Here is a 20,018-nt window from a genome sequence, read left to right as displayed (position 1 = left end):
ACTATTTATATGGCTGCCGCTGGCATCGGAATGACATATACTGTGATGCCAGGGGTTGAATTGACCGGAATTGTCGATCGCACTCAGTAAATCAAATAAGTAACTAGGTAAAATATCTCTGCAATGGAAAAAAAGCATAACGCTGGATTGTGGGTATCAGTATTATACTTCGCTCAAGGTCTCCCTTACACCGTCGTTAATTTAATGTCGGTGATTTTTTTGAAAGGTATGGGAACCAGCAACGAATTGATCGGATTGACAAGTCTTTTGTCTTTTCCTTGGGTTTTAAAAGGTTTGTGGGGGCCAGTTGTTGATTTGTATTCCACGAAACGCAAATGGATTTTAACAACCGAAATCATTTGTGCTTTTCTGTTTGCTTTCCTAGCTTTTGGTGTATTGACGCCGGCACCGATTATTATATCGCTTGTTATCTTTACGGCGATCGCCTTTGTGTCAGCTACTCACGACATCGCCATTGACGGATTTTATTTAAACACTCTCAATAAAGACCAGCAAGCCTTGTTTGTGGGGGTTCGCAACACGGCTTATAGAGGTGCTGTCATTGCCGGTAGCGGTTTATTGGTGTTCTTAGCGGGGAAACTGGCAGAACAGCATTTAGTCAGCGGAAATACAGGTGACACCAAAATATATCAAAACATTCCGCTGTCACTTTTCGGTTCGGATTTTAGCGTGTCGGCGCTTAACTACGGATGGGCGACAGCCTTTGGCATTTGTGCGATTATGTTTGTGCTGATATATCTTTTTCAGCGGTGGTATCTTCCCTATCCTCGAAATTACGATCTGGAATCCGACACCCCCCAAAAAACAACAAGCTTTATCGAAGCATTTAAAACTTATTTTCAGCAAGATAAAATAGGTTGGATTGTGGCTTACGTCTTGATTTTTCGCTTGGGCGATGCCTTGACGTTTAAAATGGCTCCTCCATTTTTAATGGATAAAGTTGAGAAAGGAGGATTAGCAGTTTCTACCTCGGATATGGGCTTATTATCCGGTACTTTAGGGGTAATGTTTTTGTTAATTGGAGGGTTGCTGGGCGGCTATTTGATTGCCAAACAAGGATTGAAAAAATGGATGTGGCCGACGGCAATTCTGCAAAATTCGACTAACGTGCTGTATTGGCTGTTGGCAATCAATCAACCGGGGATTGAATGGGCTTATGCTGTAAACTCGATCGAGCAATTTACTTATGGACTGGGCGTAGCTGCCTATACAGTGTTCTTGATGCGGACTGTCCGCCCTGAATACGAAGCCTCTCACTATGCAATTACAACTGCTTTTATGGCAGCCGGAGTGCTGATTCCGGGCGTTTTTAGCGGCTACTTGCAGGCGAGTCTCGGTTATCAAAATTATTTTTTGATGAGCGCGCTGGCTGTGATTCCCGGTATGCTAACCATTTTCTTTCTGCCCCTAGAAGATGAGAAAAAATTGGCATCTATGCCCAGACCTGGACTGGACGATTTCGATTAAGATCAAGTGCGATCGCTATAACTATAAGATTCGGGCGGGTCGGGTTTACCTGCGTTGCACAATTTGAGGATGATTCTTGTGGGGAGTAGGGTTAGCCGTCCCGCCTGCTGTGAAAATACACGCCTTCGGGCTCATGGGCCCATCCCACAAAGCAATCAAAATCATCCCGCAATTATGCCACGCCCGCGTTGCACAATTTGAGGATGATTCTTGTGGGGTGTCCCGCCTGCTGTGAAAATACACGCTTTCGGGCTCATGGGCCCATCCCACAAAGCAATCAAAATCATCCCGCAATTATGCCACGCCGGTTGACCAATGTCTGCACTACTTTTGGAGATTTCGGTCAACCCCTCCCTACAGGAATATTGATGTTTTTAATCATGGAAGAGTATAAATTGTCCGTGTTTGTTTTCCTAAGATAAAATAAGGACACAACATTGTTGTGTCCCTACCGAATATCTGTATTGCCAGCCGCCAACTAAATCGCAATAAAATCGCTAGCTGTTAGCGGACTACTTGAAAGGCCAGCAATACTGGCAAGAACTTCGCCATTACTGGCCAGTTCGATCGTCGTTATAAAATCGCCTGGAGTAACTCTCAATTGGTTGAAGCTCAAACCTCCGCTCAAACCGATTAAATCTTGACCCTTTTGAAAGTCTATAAGTGTATCTGTACCGGCACGCCCTAACACAAATATGTCGCGTCCAGCGCCACCAATTAAGAGATCCGCACCCGCTGCGCCAATAAGTGTATCGTCTCCTTCTGCACCGTTCAAATTGTCATCCCCTTTGCCGCCTAATAGCCGATCGTTGCCGGTGCCACCGCTGATAATATCGTTACCTTTGTTGCCGCTGAGAGTGTCATTTCCCCCATTGCCAGTGATAATATCGTCCCCGGCCAAACCTGATGCTGTATTGTTGGCATCGTCGCCTACTAAATTATTAATTTGGGATAGATCGAGAGCAGTTTGCATTGCCACAACGTTTGCTAAAAATGAGGCTCCCGGAGTGGTTCTTAATTGCTCTAAACTGCTGCGCGATTCCAGCGATGTTCCCAAGGCGGGCAGTGCAAAGTCTAAGCCAGCTAACAGTTCTAAATAATCGGAATCTGTGAAAGTGAAATTAGGGCGGCTCAACTGGTCTACAGAAATTTCTCTCTGAGTCAGGCCGGGAGGAGGAGAAGTTAACAAACCGCTTTGGGTGTGCTTGTCCAAGACAAGTAGTGGGTTGATAATCGGGTTAGTAAATGTTTGAAGAACTACTTTTCCGGGGAGAAAAGCTTCTCCTCCCAAACTAACAAAGTCGCCCTCAACTACGTAGTGAGTTACATTTTTTCCGGCACCGGCTTTCTGCTTGAATGTATTGACGGTGCTCTGATCAACTCCGGGAGAATTGAAGGTGACAACATCTCCGATAGTAGATGTAAATTCGGTGGCGGCTAGTTGCGTTAGGGCGCCGCCTAAGCTGTGTCCGAGAAGGTCTGGTGGCAAGCGGCGGGGGTTTTTGGCTGTATCTTGACTGATTTGTGTCAGCCAATTTCCTAATGCTTGTTTGTTGGCTTCAAATTGGTTGAAACCGGTGCCGCGCGGGTCTGCGTTGGCAATATCGTCTACGGGCGAGTCGGTGCCACGAAATACTAAAACGGGCGGTTTGTCTGGGGTCGTGGAAATTAAGCCGATCGCGTGAAATCCAGTTCCGGGATCGTCAAAGGTGCGATCGATTTGGTAGCCAGCAGCGCTCAAACCTGTTTGAACTAAAGTTTGAGACTGGGGGTTGTTATCTATGTAGACAAGTTGCTTGGCTATAGTTTCGTAAGCGGCGGGGGATGAGGGCATATTTTTTTATTTCCTGTCGTTAGATTGGGAATTAGTGTTTAAGCTACTTAACTAAGTTTACTATAAACTTCGTTTATTTACCATATTAATGGGTCATTTTTATTGGCTTTTTAGGGGGAAATTAAGTGATATTTTTTAATATCAAAAAACAATTTAGCTACAAAACCTATGCGGGTTTTGCGCCACAAAAAAGACAACTTTTGCTTGCCCTAAAGCTATACAAAATCTACCCGCGTAAGATCGCTGGCAACTACGCCTCTGAGAGTAGCAAGAATTTCCCCAGTAATCGGGATACTAATTAAAGCTCCGTCAACACCTTGGGTTACTCTAATTTGAGGAAAAGTTAGACCCCGCGACAGTGTAATTAAATCTTGACTATCTTGAAAATCTAAAATCAGATCTGCTCCGCCGCCGGATTCCAATACAAAGCGATCGCGCCCCGCACCACCAATTAAAAAATCGTTGCCAAACTCGCCGGAAACCAAATCATTTCCGTCGCCACCGTCCAAATAATCGTTATCTCTGCCGCCGTACAAGAAATCGTCGCCATCACCACCGATGATGCTGTCATTACCTCGATTGCCTCTGAGAGTATCGTTACCGCCGTTGCCGATAACTGTATCCTCTCCAGGGCCCCCCGTAGCAGTATTGTTGCGATCGTCCCCTGATAAATAATTCGGTTGTAAGGGAGCTAAACCGTATTGCATTTCTCTGATGAACTGCACAAAAGAAAATTCTGGTGCGGTTCTCACACTCTCTGCACCGCCTCTGCTTCTGATGGCGACTGACACATTGGGCAAGGCCAAATTCATGGCAGCGATAAACTCGTTAAAATCTGAATCGTTGTTATAAGTAAATTCGGGACTGTTTAATTGTTCTACGGAAACTTGCCTCTGCAAAAAACCCACGGGCGGAGTAGTTAACAAATTTTCTGTTCGATGTTTTGCCAAAACAGTTAAGGGATTAATACTCGGATCGGTAAAACTTTGGATAAATACTTTACCCGGGATAAATGCTTCCCCAAACAAGCTGACTACATCTCCGCTGACAATGTAGTGAGTGACATTTTTGTTGCCGACTCTGCCGAGATTTCTCCGAAAACTGGTGAATGTACTCGCTGAGACTCCCGGAGAGTTGAAAGTAAAGATATCGCCGGTCAGAGATGTGTATTCGGTTGCTACAATTTGAGCGACTGCTCCGCCCCAACTGTGTCCGATGACATCCGGCAATAATTTGTTGGGGTTTTTACCAGTATTTTGACCTATTTCTGTCAGCCAATTTTTGATATTATCTTTGTTCTTTTCAAATTCAGGTAAACCAATGTCCCGCGAGTCGGAAAAGATAGCGTCGCCGTCGATGAAGTCTGTACCTTTAAATACGAGGGCGGGCGGGTTTTCGGGATTGGATGAACCGAACCCGATCGCATAAAAGTTTGTTTCGGGGTCGTCGAATATGCGATCGATATAGTAGCCATTAGTATCTAGGAAAGTCGATACTTCATTTTGCGCGCTCGGCTTTTGATTCAAAAAAACAATTGATTTAGCTAGAGCTTCATAAACAGCAGGCGAGGCACTCATAATATTAGATTTTCTGTTTGTTGGTATTTGCGATCGCTCTCTTCTTGAGCTAATTGTCCAATGGCAGCCATTATAGCTGACAAGATTTGTATGGTACACTTGATAAGATCAACTCAAGAATTAAGTTTTTGCGGTTATGGGTATCATTCGTCAATACATTGCTCCATTAATAGCGGTATTAGTATTTTTCGCGGCTCTGGTAGCAGTCAGTGCTCGCATCTTTTTGCCTGGTGACATGGCTGCCCCGGCACCGATTGAGGAAGCGATCCCCCAAAAGCAAGCGGCAGTAGTGAACCCAATTTTCTTGGGGCTAAATTATTCCGCTTTCCGTGTCCGCTGAGCTGATGTCTGCTCAACTAATACCGGGCTACTGGCTGCGATCGGGATCGGGACTCGATCGAGCAAAACTGGTAAAGTTTATGCACCGGACTTACCGAGAGCTTTACCCGGATGGGGAATTGGGACATTTGGCTCAAACTGTCGAGCAGTATTTTTCTAACCAGACGCCGGTTTGGTGGGTAGAGTGCCAGAAAAACACCCAGGAAGAGGCAGAAATTTTGCCGGCGCTTCCCTCGCAGTATCTCAATCCCTCATCTCAAACCCAAAATCTGACATCGGTTGTCGGATGTTTGTGGTTGGGAAATGCGATCGACCAAACCACCGGAGAACGCTATGCTCACATTTTTTTGCTGTACGTAGCACCGGAACATCGCCGTTTAGGAGTCGGTGCAGCTTTAGTTATTCATGCTGAAAATTGGGCGCGGGAAAGGGGCGATCGGCAAATTGGTTTGCAAGTATTTCTGAGCAATCAGCCTGCGGTGAATCTCTATCAAAAATTAGGCTATCAAACTCATTCCCTCTCGATGCTCAAATCCCTTTGAAATATAAATTCTACTGGTTTGGAATCAGGGCTAAAGTCCTGATTCATCCCAATTATGAGGACTTCAGTCCTCACTAAGCTGTTCTGCATTTAAATTGTCTGTCAAAAAACAATCTAACTCTTGTGGGGTGGGCGTCCCGCCCGCCCTGAATATGCAATTTAAAGGCGCGACAGCTTACCAACTTAAGTAACAGCAGAGATATCCGTTTGTAGTAAGGATTTTAGTCGTAATTCATCCACATTATGACGACTGAAGTTCTCACTACAAACTTAGGTGACAGCAATTATGAGGACTGAAGTCCTCGCTACCAACTTAGGTGACAGCAAAGGTATTTGTTTGTAGTAAGTCATATGTTGCACCATTCTCAATTAGCCTTTTAGGAACAGGCAAGATGCCTGTTCCACAACAGATAAATTTTCTTGTGGAACAGGCATCTTGCCTGTTGCTGACAATGGTGCAAGATCTCAGTAGTAAGGTACTGCGCGCGCCCCCTACAATTATTGACGGACTGCTGACTGCTGACTGAGTTGCTTAGGAGCATCCTCAGTGCGGTAAAGTTTTTTTATGAACAATAACGACTACTCCAACGCCCTTGATACTGACACGGAACTGGAAAGCCCTTTGGATCAAATTTATGAATCCGAACCCCCGCTGCCAGATCCCGATGAAATGCTGCCAATGCTTGCATCCCCGGAACCTCAGCACCGGATGATTGCGGCGCGGGCTTTTTGCGAACTGCAGGACGATCGAGCAATTTCGCATTTAATTAATTTATTGAGAGACGGTTGCCCCTTGGTGCGAGTCAGCGCGGCTTATGCGTTGGGGCGAAATCCGAGTCCCGATGCTGTGGAACCGCTGATTCTTCAGCTTAACTGCGACTGGAACGGTTACGTTCGCAAAGGGGTAGTTTGGGCCTTGGGAAATTGCAGGGATCACCGCGCTTTGCCATCTTTAATTGATGCTCTGAAAACTGATATTTCGGCGGTGCGTTTGTGGGCGGCGAGTTCTCTGGGTCAAATGGCAAAAGTTGGTTACTATGTGGTGATTGCGGCGATTCCACCGTTGATTGAAGCGCTGCGGGGAGATGCTGTGTCTGCTGTGCGAAGTAATTCCGCTTGGGCGATCGGGCAACTGGCTCGCGAATTGCCGAATAATATAGTGTACGCTGGGGCGATCGACGGTTTGATTGAAGCTTTAGAAGAAGATGAAGATATGGGCGTGAGGGAAGATGCTAAATCTTCACTTTTGCGAGTTGGCGACCCGCGCGGATTGCAGATAATTGAAGACTTAGAAATGGAAGGACTTTTGTGATTTAAACGCCCCAATTACCAATTACCCCTTACTAATTATGCCTTTCATTAGTGCTAAAACAGATTTTGGTTTCAAAAAAATCTTTGGTTCGCCCCAGAGCAAAGACATTTTGATTAGCTTCCTCAATGCTATGCTGTATGACGCACAACCAACCATTGAAGACTTAGAAATTATTGACCCTTACGCCGCGCCGAGTGTTACTGGATTAAAAGACACTTACCTGGATGTTAAAGCCAAAATTACAGGCAACAAAACTGTGATTATCGAAATGCAGGTAATAAATGTAGAAGCTTTTACTAAACGGGTAGTTTACAATGCCGCCAAAACCTACGCAACTCAACTCAGACCCAGGGAAGGATACTCTAAATTAAATCCTCTGATTGCTTTAACAATTACAGATTTTATTCTGTTTGAAAATACAGAAAAATTTCTCACCCATTTTGTATTTAAAGAACTCGAAGAAAACTTCGAGTATTATAACAGAGAAATCGAATTAGTGTTTGTCGAACTGCCCAAGTTTAACCAAGAACTGGAACAAGTCGAAAACATAATTCAAAGCTGGATTTATTTTATCAAAAATGCTCCCCTCTTCGATGAAATGCCTGAAAAATTTGCATCAATTCCCGAAATTCAAACAGCTTTTTCCATCGCCAGCCGAAGTAATTTAACCCTTAAGGAATTAGAGGAAGTGGAAAAGCGGGAAATGTTTTTTGAAGACCAGCGCGGTGCTATTATTAAAAGTCGCAAAGAAGGCATAATTGAGGGGCAAACAGCATTAATCCTGCGTCAAGTCGTGCGGCGCACTGGTGAAATTTCGCCGGAAATTCAAACTCGCATCCAACAGTTATCTCTCGAACAATTAGAGGATTTAGGAGAAATATTGTTAAATTTTACCAGTCAAGAGGATTTGATAGCTTGGCTGGAATCCGTGTCAGCATGAATTTATAAATTTTGCACTTCTGATACTAAATCCGGCTTTAATACCTCGTTCATTCTTTATTCGCCGCAGGCGGACGGTGTTTGTGTACTAGCGGTTTCAACCGCCGAGTTTCTAATCTAATAAGTCAGGTTCCCGACGCACTATCATGTCATAAAGCGGTTGAAAGCTAAACCATCCCATGCGGTGAGACCCTACTTGCTGCTGTGTTAAACGCGCACATTCTGGCTTGATGAGAATTGGTTTTCCCGCTGCTTCGGCCATTAACTGCGCTTGACAAGAACGTTCCATTGCAATAAACCACCAAGCCGCTTCATCTACTGTTTGACCTACTGTTAACAGTCCGTGATTTTGTAAAATAATCGCTTTTTTCTCACCTAAAGTTTTGGCGATGCGTTTAGCTTCTTCGATTTCCAAAACAACTCCGGTGTAATCGTCAAATAAAGCTTGGTCTTCATAAAAAGAACAAGCATCTTGCGTCAGCGGGTCAAGCAGACGGCCCAAACTCGACCAACTTTTGCCGTAAGGAGAATGAGCGTGGGCTGCTGCAATTACGTCGGGGCGGGCGCTGTGCACTTGGGAATGAATGGCAAATGCTGCTTCGTTTACGGGTTTATTTCCTTCAACAACTTCGCCTTTGTGGTTGACTAAAATTAGGTCGCTGACTCGAATTAAACTAAAGTGCATTCCAAAAGAATTAACCCAGAAATGGTCTAGGTGTTCGGGGTCGCGGACGGTGATGTGTCCGGCAATTCCTTCGCTGAATCCGAAGCGGGCAAATAATCGGAATGCGGCGGCTAAACGCTGTTTGCGGTGGCGGCGTTCTTCTTCTACTGAGTTGAATGTTGGGGGTTGAATGGTGACTTTGGGGATTTTTATTGCAACCATATATTTGTGAATTGGGCATTGGGCATTGGGCATTGGGCATTGTTGACTGTTAACTGTTGACTGTTAACCGTTAACTAATGAGTAATGACTACTGACTGCTGACTAATGACTAATGACTAATGACTACTGACTAATGACTACTGACTACTGACTTTATCTTCGCTAAGGCGCAAACCTGCGATGTTTTTGCAGTCAAAGGTGGCGTTGTTGCCGGGGTGGCGCTCGATTAATTCGAGAATTTGTCCGGCGGGGTTTTGCAGAAACCACTGGGTTAATGAGCCGTAGTCTAGAGGACGCTCTGATAGCGGTTTAAAGTTTTTATTTTGCCATATTTTAGCAGCATTCTGCACGTTTTCGACTCGAATCGCGACGTGGTGAACTGCTTCTAATCCTCTTTCTTGCTGAAAGCGGTTTTTTTGGTCGCCGGCTGCGTGGGGCGCATCTAATACTACTAAGCCGCCGGCTGGCATTAATAAAGTCATTAAATGCAGCCACAAGTCGGAGGGAACGTTAATGTTTTCCGCACAAAAGTTAATCGGGAACAAGTCGGGGCCTTCAACTGTTTTGGCACCGAAGGGGTAAAAAGATTTGGCGTAGTTTTCTAGTTGGGTGCGGCTAGGGAATGTGAGGACAAAGTGGTCGATCGCCACTTGTTCGCCGTACAGGTGCGTCTCAAACGTCCAGGTTGTTAAAAATTGGGGAGTGATAAATTTGGGGTTGAATTCCAGCAAGCCATTTTTTTCGATGAAAGGTGAGTCAAGATGGCCCTCAAGGTTGCGATCGAACTTTAGGGTTTGTAGATTCAAGTTTTTCATCTGTCTTCCCCGATGTTAACTTCGCAAAACTGCGAATTTTGTCTGCAAGCCGAATTTAACGCACATTTGGTGCGCCTTAATTCAAAAATAACACAAAATTTAATACAGGCAAGCCGATCGCCCGATCGCAACTCCTAAACCTTTACACAGCAAGTATTCCCCAATCTAAAATCTCAAATCTCAAATCTAAAATCGGATGGTTTGCCGATCGCGTTTCCGGCCAACCACGCCGTAGTCCAAGCACTTTGGAAGTTGAAACCGCCCGTCACGCCGTCGATATCCAAGATTTCGCCAGCAAAGAAAAGTCCGGGACAGCGGCGGCTTTCCATTGTTTTAAAATCGACTTCTTTGAGGTTGACACCGCCGCAGGTGACGAATTCTTCTTTAAATGCGCCTTTTCCGGCAATCTGATATTCGCCTTGAACGAGTTCTAGCAGGAGGCGATCGAGGATTTTATTCGATAAGTCAGCCCAGCGTTTTTGCTCATCAATGCCGATCGAACTTGTCAAACGTTCCCAGAGGCGGCGCGGCACCGGAAACGGACAGCTAGAGACAATCAATCGGTGCGACAACTGCGACTTAACCGCTAGCAGTTGCTGCCGCAAAACTTCCGCATTGTACTGGGGAAGCCAATTAATCAGCACAGATGTTTTATAATGGCGATCGTGCAAAAATCTCGCACCCCAAGCCGAAAGTTTGAGTACAGCAGGCCCGCTTAAACCCCAGTGAGTAATTAGCAAAGGCCCGCTTTGTTCTAATTTAGCTCCCGGCAATTTCACCTTAGCATTAGGAACAGAAATTCCGGCTAAATCTTTGATTCTGCTATCGGAAATATTAAAAGTAAATAGAGAAGGAACGGGCAGTTCTACAGTATTACCTAACTCTTTTGCCCACTTATAACCCGATGGATTGCTGCCTGTAGCGAGAAGAATGCGATCGCACTTCAATTTCTCCCCAGATTTCAATTCAATTTCAAATGTAGGGGCGGTGCCCCCGTGCCCGCCCTCCAATGTTAATTTCTTTACTGAAACTACTGCATCGCCGGTGCGAATTTTCACGCCTGCATCCTCAGCAGCCCGGATCAAACAGTTAACAATTGTCGCCGAATCGTCGGTAATCGGAAACATTCGGCCGTCTTCTTCGGTTTTCAACTTCACACCGTGACTGGCAAACCATTCAACAGTATCGCGGGGTTGAAATCGAGTAAAAGCACCGCGCAGAGCTTTCCCTCCTCTGGGGTAATTCTGCACTAAAACACCGGGGTCAAAACAAGAGTGAGTCACGTTGCAGCGCCCGCCGCCAGAGATGCGAACTTTTGCCAGGAGTTGGCGGCCAGCTTCTAGTAAAGTGACGCGGGCCTGCGGGTAGGTTTTGGCACAGGTAATTGCACTAAAAAAACCAGCAGCACCGCCGCCGATAACTGTAATTTTGAGCATTCGATCGGACAAATTATTTCTCGCTTATTCTGGTTCAAAATCGGATTTTGCCGCCCCGCAAGTGGGACAAACCCAATCGTCGGGGATATCTTCAAAGGCAGTACCGGGCTCTATGCCTCCGTCGGGGTCGCCTACTGCTGGATCGTAGACGTAATTGCAAACTGTACAAACGTATTTTTGCATTTGCTTAACTCAATTTTATATCGTAAGCCTATAGATTGTACTTGACAACGCAACCTAGTGCAATACCACTTTCAAAAACTCATGAGACTTTCAGCCATTCCCAAATTATTATTAAAAATTAAATTTTGCACAATTATAAAATCTCAACTATAATTAATACCAGTTCTCGCCTGGTCATGCAACAATCATGAGTGTTGGGTTTGTTTCCTGAAAGAGTGTATGCACCGATGCGTCGCTGCGAGATAGTCGCTCTTTTTTAGGATTAGTGAATAGCGACGCACCCTACAGCTACTGTTGCATGACTTTTTAGAATTGCTATAAGTCTTGCACAAATCTCAAATCTCAAATCTCAAATCGTCAAAGCCTCTAGAATCACAGTTCTAGAGGCTTGATTGTATTTTTTATTAGTTTACCGCGATTGCAAGACTAGACTTTGGCTAAAGGCTTCGTCCAAACGCCGTTTTCATCTTCTTCGTACTGCTGGTGAATCGCGTTCCAAGCGGTGTGTTCGGCTTGTATCGAGTCGTTGCTTTCATCAAATGCGGCGTTGTAGGATTCCATAAAGGTTTTTTGAGCTGCTTCCGACAGGTGCGATCGCACTTCTGGAGATAAGTCTGCCGGACTATTGCAGCGACCTTTAACGGCGCGCGGCAGCGTCATTTCGCTAACTGAAACTTCTTCGCCACCTGCACTTTCTAGCAAGAGTTGAAATTCGCCCGAACGGTCGGCGGGAACTTCTGCCATCACGAGAAATTCGCCTGCTTCAACGCGGGTTTGATAGATAGTTGCTTTGTCTTCGGGCATTCCCAAAGCGACCAAAGCGGAAACTAGACCCGCACCGGCCGAACCTGCGATCGCGCCGCTAGCTGCACCCAACAGTACCGCACCCAGCGGGCCTGCCGATACTACTGCACCGACAAAGGGAATAAACAGCACGCCGACGCCTGTTAGCAAACCCAAAAAAGAACCGAATAAGGAGCCAAAAATCGCCCCACTTCGCAGGCCGCCTAATATCACATCTTTTTTAGTAATAAAGCCGGCAATTTTAGTTTTAGATTGAAAGTTTTTTCCCATTACTGAGATGTGGTCGCGGGAAACTCCGCGATCGAGCAACCGCCGAATTACGCCGTCTAATTGTTCTTCTTCCTTAAATACGGCTGAAACTGTGCGTTCGGCTAAATATTCCTCTGTCATTGTTCCTCCTTGATGGTTTTTCGATTAGTTATGCTGGTTTTCAGTATAGGAGGACGCTGTAGGGCGATCGCATCGACCGCGAGATAGAGGTCGATTTATCGGAGATAGTTTGAGGCTCTATCAAAAGAGTTAACGATTTTTTAAATTTGCGCTTGCTCATCTCTTGCAGACGGTTATTCAGCTCTGATATAAGCCCCCAAATATTCGAGTTGATTTATCATTTCCTCTGCTGACTTAGACGCCATTAAGTTCAATATTCCCCGCCACTGAGCACCTACTGAGTAACTTTGTCTAGGTACAACAATAATTCCTGAATGAGTTCTTTTTTGTTCAGCAAAAGTTCTGTGCAAACGGCAGAAATCTCCCATGTTAGAACTGTAAATGACGCGCCCTTGCTCAGTTGCCCAGATTAGCTGCTCCTCATCTGAAGAGCTAAGCTTGTTCGCGTCTGAGGTAGTCATCACCTCTACAGCAGAATTACGCAAAGATTCTACCAACGAAAGGTTGCCAGAATCTTCATCAATATAGAGACGAATTTGACTCACGATAACTTACCTGCCATGTATTCAGCTTCCCAATACTTGCACTCTTCGTAGTACGCTGCTATCTCCGCCTCAACTTCATCTTTATTAGCGTGATAATAAGCCAATCCGGCATAAATTTGTGCTAACGTCAAATGCGGGAATTCTTCAGCAATTTTTTCAGGACTCATTCCTGCTTTGTAGTCAATTGCTATGCTCCGAACGGACATTCTAGTTCCTGCAATTCGCGGGCTACCGCCGCAAGTTCCGGGCGTGCGGACAATTAGCGTTCCAATATCAACGGCAGTTGTCATATTTACCTCGATTGAGTTAACTTTATTCTATTGTAACGCAGCTTCATTTCTACCCGATCGCACTAAACAACATTAACCAATGCCATTAGCACCCCTGTTTCCTGTCGTTCATCCCATCCTCAAATCTGCTTTTCCCGGATGTCTGTGGACGGGTGATATCAACAGCCGAGAAATTGCTCTCACATTTGACGACGGGCCCCACCGTCAGCACACACCTCAACTGTTAAAAATTTTAGACAAATACGACATCAAAGCTAGTTTTTTTTTGCTAGGTTTTTGCGTAGACAGGCATCCAGAAACGGCTAAAGAAGTGTACGATCGCGGACACTGGATCGGCCTCCACGGCTATCAGCATATATCGTTTGCCAAACTCAAAACCCACGAACTCAAACAAAGTTTAGAAGACACGCAGAAAGCAATTGCCAAAGCTTGCGATTTAGATCCAAAATTAATCCGGGACGTGCGGCCGCCCAACGGGATTTTTACGCCGCGAACATTAGAGTTATTGCAACAGTGGGAATATCGCCCTGTAATGTGGAGTGTCGTCCCGGAAGATTGGGTGCGGCCGGGGGTGAGGAAAGTTATTAGTCGCGTCGTGCAGCAAACTGAAAACGGATCAATTATTGTACTGCACGACGGATATTGCGGTGGCGAAGATGTTGCAGCTTCTGCTGATAAAATAATTCCATTGCTTTTGTATAAAGGTTACAAATTCGTGACAGTCGATCGACTTTGGGAACAAGTTTCTGCCTGATTGTGTCACTGCAATCCCAAGCGCAGCAATCGCCAAGCTTTGAAATTGCTTCGCAATCCTCGGAATCACTGCGCGGCTGTGAAGGCGCTACTCATGAGTATGTTAAGAGAAACAGGTTAAAATACCTGCTATTCCATAAAATTTGCTTCGGTTTCGAGCGCCAATTTGTAAGTAGAGGAGTCTGTTCTATGATTCGAGCGCACAGATGGCAAGCTATCATCGGTTTACTGGTAGCCCTGGGGATAATCATCGGGAATTTAGTGTTTCCGGGCATGAATGTAGCGCCGGCATTTGCTCAAGCCAAATTTAAGGATGTTAACGACCATTGGGCGCAAGCTTGCATAGAGGAGTTAGCGCAGAAAAAAATCATCAGTGGCTACTACGAAGACGGCACTTTTCGCCCGAATCGCCCAGTCAGCCGCGCTGAGTTTGCGGCGATGGTTCGCATGGCTTTTCCAGATGCCAAAACCGTCCGCAATCCGATCGACTTTGCAGATATTCCTACGAATTACTGGGGTTTTAAAGCAATTCGAGAAGCTTATCAGACGGGTTTTATGTCTGGATACAGTGGCAGTATTTTTAACCCCACTTTGAATGTTACCCGCTGGCAGGTTTTGGTAGCTTTAACCAGCGGCTTGAAATATACACCTGCGGGGCCGGCGGCTGAGATTTTGGATGCAACTTTTGAAGATGCGCGGGACATTCCCGAACTGGCCAGAAGTGCGATCGCAGCCGCCACAGAAAAACAACTTGTTGTCAATTATCCGGCTGTTAAACAGCTAGAACCTACTCGGAATGCTACTCGCGCCGAAGTAGCAAGTTTTTTCTGTCAGGCGATCGCCAAACCCGGCCAAACTGCCTTAATTCCTTCGGAATATATCGCCCAAGTTCCGCCGAATATCGGCCCGCCGAGAACAACAGAAACCTCGGAAGCGGGGAAAGTTCGGGCGGAAGTTTCTTTCGTAAAAGAAGCAGAAAATGCTAAAAATCTCCGCATCAGAATTATCCGCGACGGTAAAAGTTTATTAGAAGAACCAGTGCTGATTCCGACTCGTTCTCTAGTAGATAACCCCGACCTAAGAGCCAGCGAAGAAATATCAGAAGGACGTTTTTTATCGCTGCGAATCCGTGATTTGGACGGCGACAAGGAACCGGAAGTGCTGGCAGATTTAGTGTCAATCAAAAGCGGCGTCCGCTGCTGCAATTATTCGTTTATTTACCGCTACGACTCGGCAGCTAACAAATACACTCATATCAAGCATTTCTGGGGCAATGTGAGTTACGAAATTGTCGATTTTGGCAAAAATGACATCCCAGAGTTTAAGAGTCAGGACGGGCGATTTTCCGAGGCTTTTACAAATTACGCTGATTCTCGCTTTCCGCTGCAAGTTTGGGAGTACCGCCAAGGTAAAATGCAAGATGTTACCAAGCAGTATCCGGTGGAAGTATACACGAATTCTGCTGAGCTATGGCTGGAATCTAACAAGCGTCTGAGTGAAGATGGGGAGGTGAAGGGGGTGTTGGCGGCCTTCATGGCGAACAAGTATGTCATGGGCCAGGATGCGGAAGGTTGGCAATTGTTGGAGAGGGTTTATCAAGGGCGCGATCGTACTCAATTCTTTGGGAAGTTGCGGGAGTTTTTGGTGAGTACGGGTTATGCTAGTAAGTAGATTTGGAGGTTGTTAACGGCAGATTTAAGCCGATTAACGCGAATTAACGCGGATTGTGTTTTTAGGGGCGGATTGGGTATCTAGATTAGCTGTTCAGTGTTTGGTATTTCGCGATCAACCCGCCCCTATAAGTTTTTTGTAATTACCATGCAAATTCTCTCTTCACATATTCCGCTAATTCCCGATTGTGTGGCTGAAAATACTCGCGCAATCGCTGGCTGACAGCATCATCCGCAGGCTGATAATCACCACCGTTGTACTTTTGGTAATTCCCCAGTGGAAAATCTGGCAAATCTAAAAACTCAAAAACTTGTTTGAGTGTCGCAGCCGGATTGGCATAAAATTCTTCACTCTGCAAAATCAAAAACTGTTCGGTGGGAAAAAGTTTAATCCACTGTTTGAGACTGCAACCATAAAGACTCTTATAAATATAATGGCAATCTTTCCAATGATTTCTATCTTCTAAACAAGTTTCAGTTGCACCATCAAGCAATTGCAACTCGGAATTTATCGCCTTTTCAAAACTTCTGTGTTCAGTACCGCGCCTCACCAGCATTTGATAGTGCGAAAAAGCCCGATCAACCGGATTTCTCAAAATCACAATCAGCTTAACTTGGGGCAAACAACCGTGCAATCTTTCCGCAGCCAGCGGGTGAGTGAGATAAGTCGGAGTTGCTTCTCCTGTTAAAAAATGATGTGCCTCTATTGGCGGCGGAAAATGCGATAGATACCAATCTATTCCCTTGTTGAAATGTTCGGAAAAAAAACAGATTTCTTTATGGGCGGCCGCTAAAATCTGAGGGTGCGAAGTGATATATTTGTAGAGAGAAGTTGTGCCGCAACGGGGAGAACCAATGATAATGAAATCTGCAGATTCCCTAGGGGATAGCTGCGCTTCACGCGATGAGGCCCAATTCCATTCTACTTGCGACAGGTGCGGGCGAGATGCGACGGTTTGCAAGCGGACTGCGGTTTGAAAAAGCGCGATCGACTCCTGAATTTTTCCCTGCTTACTCAGCGTTACAGCCAAGTTAATATAGGCTAATGGAAAATTTGGCAAAATCTCGATAACTTCGCGGTAAAGAGCAACCAGGCTGTCAATCAGAGGAGAATCTTTAGGCAGCGGCGCGTACAGCAAGGGGAAGTAAGCAGCCGTAAAGTTTGGTTGGAGGAGAATGGCTTTTTGGTGACAGGCGACAGCTTCTGCTATTTGCCCGTTTTGTTGCAGTGCTTTGCCTAAATTATGGTAAGCTGAGGGCGAATTGGGATTTTGGGCGATCGACTGTTCGTAAAGGGCGATCGACTCTTGCAATTTTCCCTCATCCTTCAAACTATCTCTAAAAGTATCTGTAAAATTGCGATCGGCAAAACTCATGCTGGAATCCTGTAATAACCGCGCATCATCACCTTAACATCTAAATGCTTCATTTCGGCAGTAGAAGCATCGTGAATCATATTCTCAGTCGGTGCAATATAAGCCTCGCCCGGTGCAATTCTCAGCTTCACCACCGGATATTCTGGATAGCGCTGCATAAACTCATTGGTTAACTGTCGCGTCCAAGGTTTTCCAACATCAGAATCAGGGTACCCCAGCATTTCAAAAATGTCCATCTCTGTCAAATTCACAAACAAAAAATAACGGCTGTCCCGCCCTAAATTCACGCAAATCCGATTAGTAGCCTCCTGCTTTTTCGCCAGGGGCAACCCGTCCCAATTATCAGTATGCAAACCGTTGCGGCAGCCCCGTTTATTATCAATTGTTGCCGTACTCAATCCCGGTTGTCTGCCTCCCATACCGTTAATAATTGGCGACGCGTCCGACAGACAAAAAGGCTGAAAATACTCAATTAATTTATCCAGCGCCTGCCGACATTTTTCCTCGGATTTAAACTCAGCAACCTGTATCGGAGTTGTTAGGGAAGCGATACCGGCAGCAGCAAACAAAGCTAAAACATCCGCAGGTAAACGCACAATCCCTACACCCGAATATTGCGGTGGGGGTTCATGAACCCAAAGCAGTGCAGACTCTGCCGATGTTGGTTCCCTCCAAGGTTCTTTTGGCATAAAAGCCCCTTCGCAATACGGAATGCGATCGGGTACGCTGTCAAAAGCTAGCTGCGTGCCCGAACTCAGCCACACTCGAATTGGGAACTCTTTATCTGTAGTTTCTGACTCCAGATTTTGGCAGCGATAAATTACTATACTTTGACGGAGACTGGACATTATTTAATATTGATGAAGCGCAATTATCAAAAAAAAACAGTTGGTAGTCTCGACTTTAGTTTTTTCTTCTGAGTTTTAGGAGGTAGGTAAAAAGTGGTTTGAGGTGCTACTTATAGCGGTAAGGTGCGAAGTGCAAACCTGCAATACAGAAAATTCCACGTTTATTAAGTACACCCGCCTATCGCTCTCCGTAGGGACACGGCACTGCCGTGTCCCTACCTCTGCTATGTACTTTTTATCATCCTTTAGCAATCTTGCCTAATGAGTGCAGTGAGTGCAGTGAGTACAGTGAGAGCACATCCCTCCTATCTCAAACCCTTCCGCATTGGGAAACTGCCAGAGAGTTTGCGTTAAAGTTGCGCGGTCAACATCCTCTCGGAGAACTGAAGAAAGAGTCAAAACGCGGGCTTCATCGTCTGTGCTTTCTACCAAAATTTCGCCCTCAGCAACTTTAATTGCATCTCGGTGCAAAATGCTGATGCCGAACATATCAGTCATCCCCAATTCGGACAGTTTACCTGCAATTTCATTGAGAAAATCTGAGTTATTGACAACTGCTTCTGACCGTTTAATTCCTGCCGATACAGCTTCACTAACGCGGACAAATTCTAAGGGAAACCAAACCCAGTCGCCTGATGTTCGATCTTTTTCAACCTTCCACATATACGGAATAGCGTCGCCGTATTCTGCGGTCGGCTTGACATAAGCATTGTTGCCATCAAACTCTTCAACCAACCTTTCGTTATCCGCCAGGTCAAAGTGTTTGTGAAGCAAGCAAATACCTACCTGCTTTTGCAAACCGTGACTGCGGATGATAGCGCCCAGTTGTGTCATGTTGTCCTGGGCTTGCTGTAGCAGGTCTCTCGCCGTGAAAAAATGCTCTAAACTATCGAAAACATCTGGTTTGTAAGATGTCAGCATACAGGTTTAGGTTTCCTTCTAAATATTCACTAGATAGACCATATTTAACTTTCTCTCGAATGTCAACTGTTTGCCTGCCATCAACACATTAATCTTTTTTATATGTAAATTTTATAAGTAAAATTACTAAAAGTTCATGAAGAAATACAAAAAATTGTTGCTCTTTGAGGCGCTAAGCTAAAATAAATATAAAATATCCCACATTAAATCACTGAAAATGGTATATCCATCTGCACCTTGGAATCTGCAAGGTTATGCTGTTCAGACTTTACAATTGGTAGATGTGGCACGAGTGCGCCCCTTGGTTCCCTCTGAGTTAGAAATTGTCTCTTTATTGCCCGGAAAAACCCTAGGCGGCATTTATATATCCTCCTACGGGTTGGGTTCGGTGATGGAGTACAATGAGTTTATTGTGGTTAGTGCGATCGCCAATTATGCAGGAAAATGGGGCGCTTGGATTTCCCATATTTACGTAGACAATCCTAACTCGGTAGCCGGCGGGCGCGAAATTTGGGGACTTCCTAAAGAATTAGCTCAATTTAGTTGGGAAGGTAGCCCTTCGGTAAAGGCAGCACCGCTAGGCTACCGCGTCACAGTTCGCCAAGAAAACCGTCAACTGTGCAGCCTCAATTACAGCCAGCAAAGCTTAGCCTTACCGCTGCCTTTTAGCGGGAATGTTTTCAGCGCTGACCGCAGCAATTTGCTGTTGTTTAAAGGAGGATTAGAGTCTCGCATCGGTTTGATTAAAGGCGAATTAGAAGTGGCAGAAGAAAGTCCTTTTGCCAGTTTAAACTTAGGTCAGCCCTTGCTAACATTTGCCTGCGAAGATATGCGTTTAAAAGTCGCTGCGCCGGAAGTTGTGGGAAACAGAGCCGTTGAATTCAGTTATTAGCTGTAAAGTGCGGATATTCGCAGTAAACCTAAAAAAACAGAACAGCCAGAAACCCGGTTCAAGAAACCGGGTTTCTGGCGCGGCGTATTAGTTTGAGCTACTTACAGCACTTCCGGATGTTATGAGGTACAGTAGCAGCAATTAGTAAACCAGTTTTTGAGATGTTTCGGATTAATTAA

The 20,018-nt window shown here is 45.4% G+C and carries 20 protein-coding genes; 8 read left to right on the top strand and 12 right to left on the bottom strand.

Annotated elements, in window-relative coordinates; all coding sequences use genetic code 11:
• The first annotated feature begins 123 nt into the window (after positions 1–123).
• Positions 124–1,488: an MFS transporter gene (locus QUB24_RS29650; RefSeq protein ID WP_333157172.1), complete on the top strand. Its 1,365-nt coding sequence runs from the start codon at positions 124–126 to the stop codon at positions 1,486–1,488.
• A 478-nt stretch (positions 1,489–1,966) separates the two neighbouring features.
• On the opposite strand, the gene QUB24_RS29645 is transcribed toward QUB24_RS29650, so the two are convergent.
• On the bottom strand, positions 1,967–3,322 hold the full coding sequence (locus tag QUB24_RS29645; RefSeq protein WP_333157171.1) for a calcium-binding protein: 1,356 nt from the start codon (positions 3,320–3,322) through the stop codon (positions 1,967–1,969).
• A gap of 215 nt (positions 3,323–3,537) precedes the next feature.
• A complete protein-coding gene (locus tag QUB24_RS29640) occupies positions 3,538–4,899 on the bottom strand; it encodes a calcium-binding protein (RefSeq protein WP_333157170.1) in 1,362 nt (453 codons plus the stop codon).
• A gap of 344 nt (positions 4,900–5,243) precedes the next feature.
• On the opposite strand from QUB24_RS29640, the gene QUB24_RS29630 reads away from it, so the two are divergent.
• The 4 genes from QUB24_RS29630 (at position 5,244) to QUB24_RS29615 (ending at position 8,031) form a co-directional block, all read left to right on the top strand.
• A complete protein-coding gene (locus QUB24_RS29630; protein ID WP_333157169.1) occupies positions 5,244–5,780 on the top strand; it encodes a GNAT family N-acetyltransferase in 537 nt (178 codons plus the stop codon).
• A gap of 391 nt (positions 5,781–6,171) precedes the next feature.
• Complete coding sequence (locus tag QUB24_RS29625; protein ID WP_333157168.1) at positions 6,172–6,306, top strand: hypothetical protein; 135 nt, start codon at positions 6,172–6,174, stop codon at positions 6,304–6,306.
• A gap of 38 nt (positions 6,307–6,344) precedes the next feature.
• Entirely contained in the window at positions 6,345–7,091 is a 747-nt protein-coding gene (locus tag QUB24_RS29620; protein WP_333157167.1) for a HEAT repeat domain-containing protein, read from the top strand.
• A 37-nt stretch (positions 7,092–7,128) separates the two neighbouring features.
• Entirely contained in the window at positions 7,129–8,031 is a 903-nt protein-coding gene (locus tag QUB24_RS29615; protein WP_333157166.1) for an Rpn family recombination-promoting nuclease/putative transposase, read from the top strand.
• 111 nt (positions 8,032–8,142) lie between these two features.
• Here QUB24_RS29615 and QUB24_RS29610 read toward each other — a convergent pair whose 3' ends face one another.
• The 7 genes from QUB24_RS29610 to QUB24_RS29580 all read right to left on the bottom strand — a co-directional run bounded on the left by QUB24_RS29610 (position 8,143) and on the right by QUB24_RS29580 (position 13,379).
• Positions 8,143–8,916, bottom strand: a complete 774-nt coding sequence (locus QUB24_RS29610; RefSeq protein WP_333157165.1) for a class II aldolase/adducin family protein — start codon at positions 8,914–8,916, stop codon at positions 8,143–8,145.
• 137 nt (positions 8,917–9,053) lie between these two features.
• Entirely contained in the window at positions 9,054–9,731 is a 678-nt protein-coding gene (locus QUB24_RS29605) for a hypothetical protein (protein WP_333157164.1), read from the bottom strand.
• A gap of 173 nt (positions 9,732–9,904) precedes the next feature.
• Positions 9,905–11,167: an NAD(P)/FAD-dependent oxidoreductase gene (locus tag QUB24_RS29600; protein WP_333157163.1), complete on the bottom strand. Its 1,263-nt coding sequence runs from the start codon at positions 11,165–11,167 to the stop codon at positions 9,905–9,907.
• A gap of 24 nt (positions 11,168–11,191) precedes the next feature.
• Complete coding sequence (gene rd / locus QUB24_RS29595) at positions 11,192–11,350, bottom strand: rubredoxin (protein WP_333157162.1); 159 nt, start codon at positions 11,348–11,350, stop codon at positions 11,192–11,194.
• A 426-nt stretch (positions 11,351–11,776) separates the two neighbouring features.
• Positions 11,777–12,544, bottom strand: a complete 768-nt coding sequence (locus QUB24_RS29590) for a ChaB family protein (RefSeq protein WP_333157161.1) — start codon at positions 12,542–12,544, stop codon at positions 11,777–11,779.
• A gap of 173 nt (positions 12,545–12,717) precedes the next feature.
• Positions 12,718–13,089 carry a DUF5615 family PIN-like protein gene (locus QUB24_RS29585; protein ID WP_333157160.1) on the bottom strand — a complete coding sequence of 124 codons (372 nt, stop codon included), beginning with the start codon at positions 13,087–13,089 and terminating at the stop codon, positions 12,718–12,720.
• Entirely contained in the window at positions 13,086–13,379 is a 294-nt protein-coding gene (locus QUB24_RS29580; protein WP_333157159.1) for a DUF433 domain-containing protein, read from the bottom strand. Before QUB24_RS29580 ends, QUB24_RS29585 begins: the two co-directional genes overlap by 4 nt.
• Before the next feature lie 79 nt (positions 13,380–13,458).
• Between QUB24_RS29580 and QUB24_RS29575 the strand changes: the two genes are divergently transcribed.
• Together QUB24_RS29575 and QUB24_RS29570 are read left to right on the top strand one after the other, a co-directional pair.
• Positions 13,459–14,133 carry a polysaccharide deacetylase family protein gene (locus tag QUB24_RS29575; RefSeq protein WP_333157158.1) on the top strand — a complete coding sequence of 225 codons (675 nt, stop codon included), beginning with the start codon at positions 13,459–13,461 and terminating at the stop codon, positions 14,131–14,133.
• 188 nt (positions 14,134–14,321) lie between these two features.
• Positions 14,322–15,803 carry an S-layer homology domain-containing protein gene (locus QUB24_RS29570; protein ID WP_333157157.1) on the top strand — a complete coding sequence of 494 codons (1,482 nt, stop codon included), beginning with the start codon at positions 14,322–14,324 and terminating at the stop codon, positions 15,801–15,803.
• 142 nt (positions 15,804–15,945) lie between these two features.
• On the opposite strand, the gene QUB24_RS29565 is transcribed toward QUB24_RS29570, so the two are convergent.
• The 3 genes from QUB24_RS29565 to QUB24_RS29555 form a co-directional block, all read right to left on the bottom strand.
• Positions 15,946–17,178 (bottom strand): tetratricopeptide repeat protein, encoded by a 1,233-nt coding sequence (locus QUB24_RS29565; RefSeq protein ID WP_333157156.1) that lies wholly within the window; start codon positions 17,176–17,178, stop codon positions 15,946–15,948.
• Positions 17,175–18,026, bottom strand: coding sequence for a hypothetical protein (locus QUB24_RS29560; protein WP_333157155.1), 852 nt, complete (start codon positions 18,024–18,026; stop codon positions 17,175–17,177). The genes QUB24_RS29565 and QUB24_RS29560 overlap by 4 nt, the downstream gene beginning before the upstream one ends.
• Before the next feature lie 258 nt (positions 18,027–18,284).
• Positions 18,285–18,947 carry a glycerol-3-phosphate ABC transporter substrate-binding protein gene (locus tag QUB24_RS29555; protein ID WP_333157154.1) on the bottom strand — a complete coding sequence of 221 codons (663 nt, stop codon included), beginning with the start codon at positions 18,945–18,947 and terminating at the stop codon, positions 18,285–18,287.
• Between the two features lie 217 nt (positions 18,948–19,164).
• On the opposite strand from QUB24_RS29555, the gene QUB24_RS29550 reads away from it, so the two are divergent.
• On the top strand, positions 19,165–19,839 hold the full coding sequence (locus QUB24_RS29550) for an acetoacetate decarboxylase family protein (RefSeq protein ID WP_333157153.1): 675 nt from the start codon (positions 19,165–19,167) through the stop codon (positions 19,837–19,839).
• The last annotated feature ends 179 nt before the right edge of the window (positions 19,840–20,018 follow it).

This window comes from Microcoleus sp. B9-D4, from assembly GCF_036705105.1.
Classification (GTDB): Bacteria; Cyanobacteriota; Cyanobacteriia; order Cyanobacteriales; family Microcoleaceae; genus Microcoleus.
This window is presented reverse-complemented; position numbering and strand designations above follow the sequence as displayed.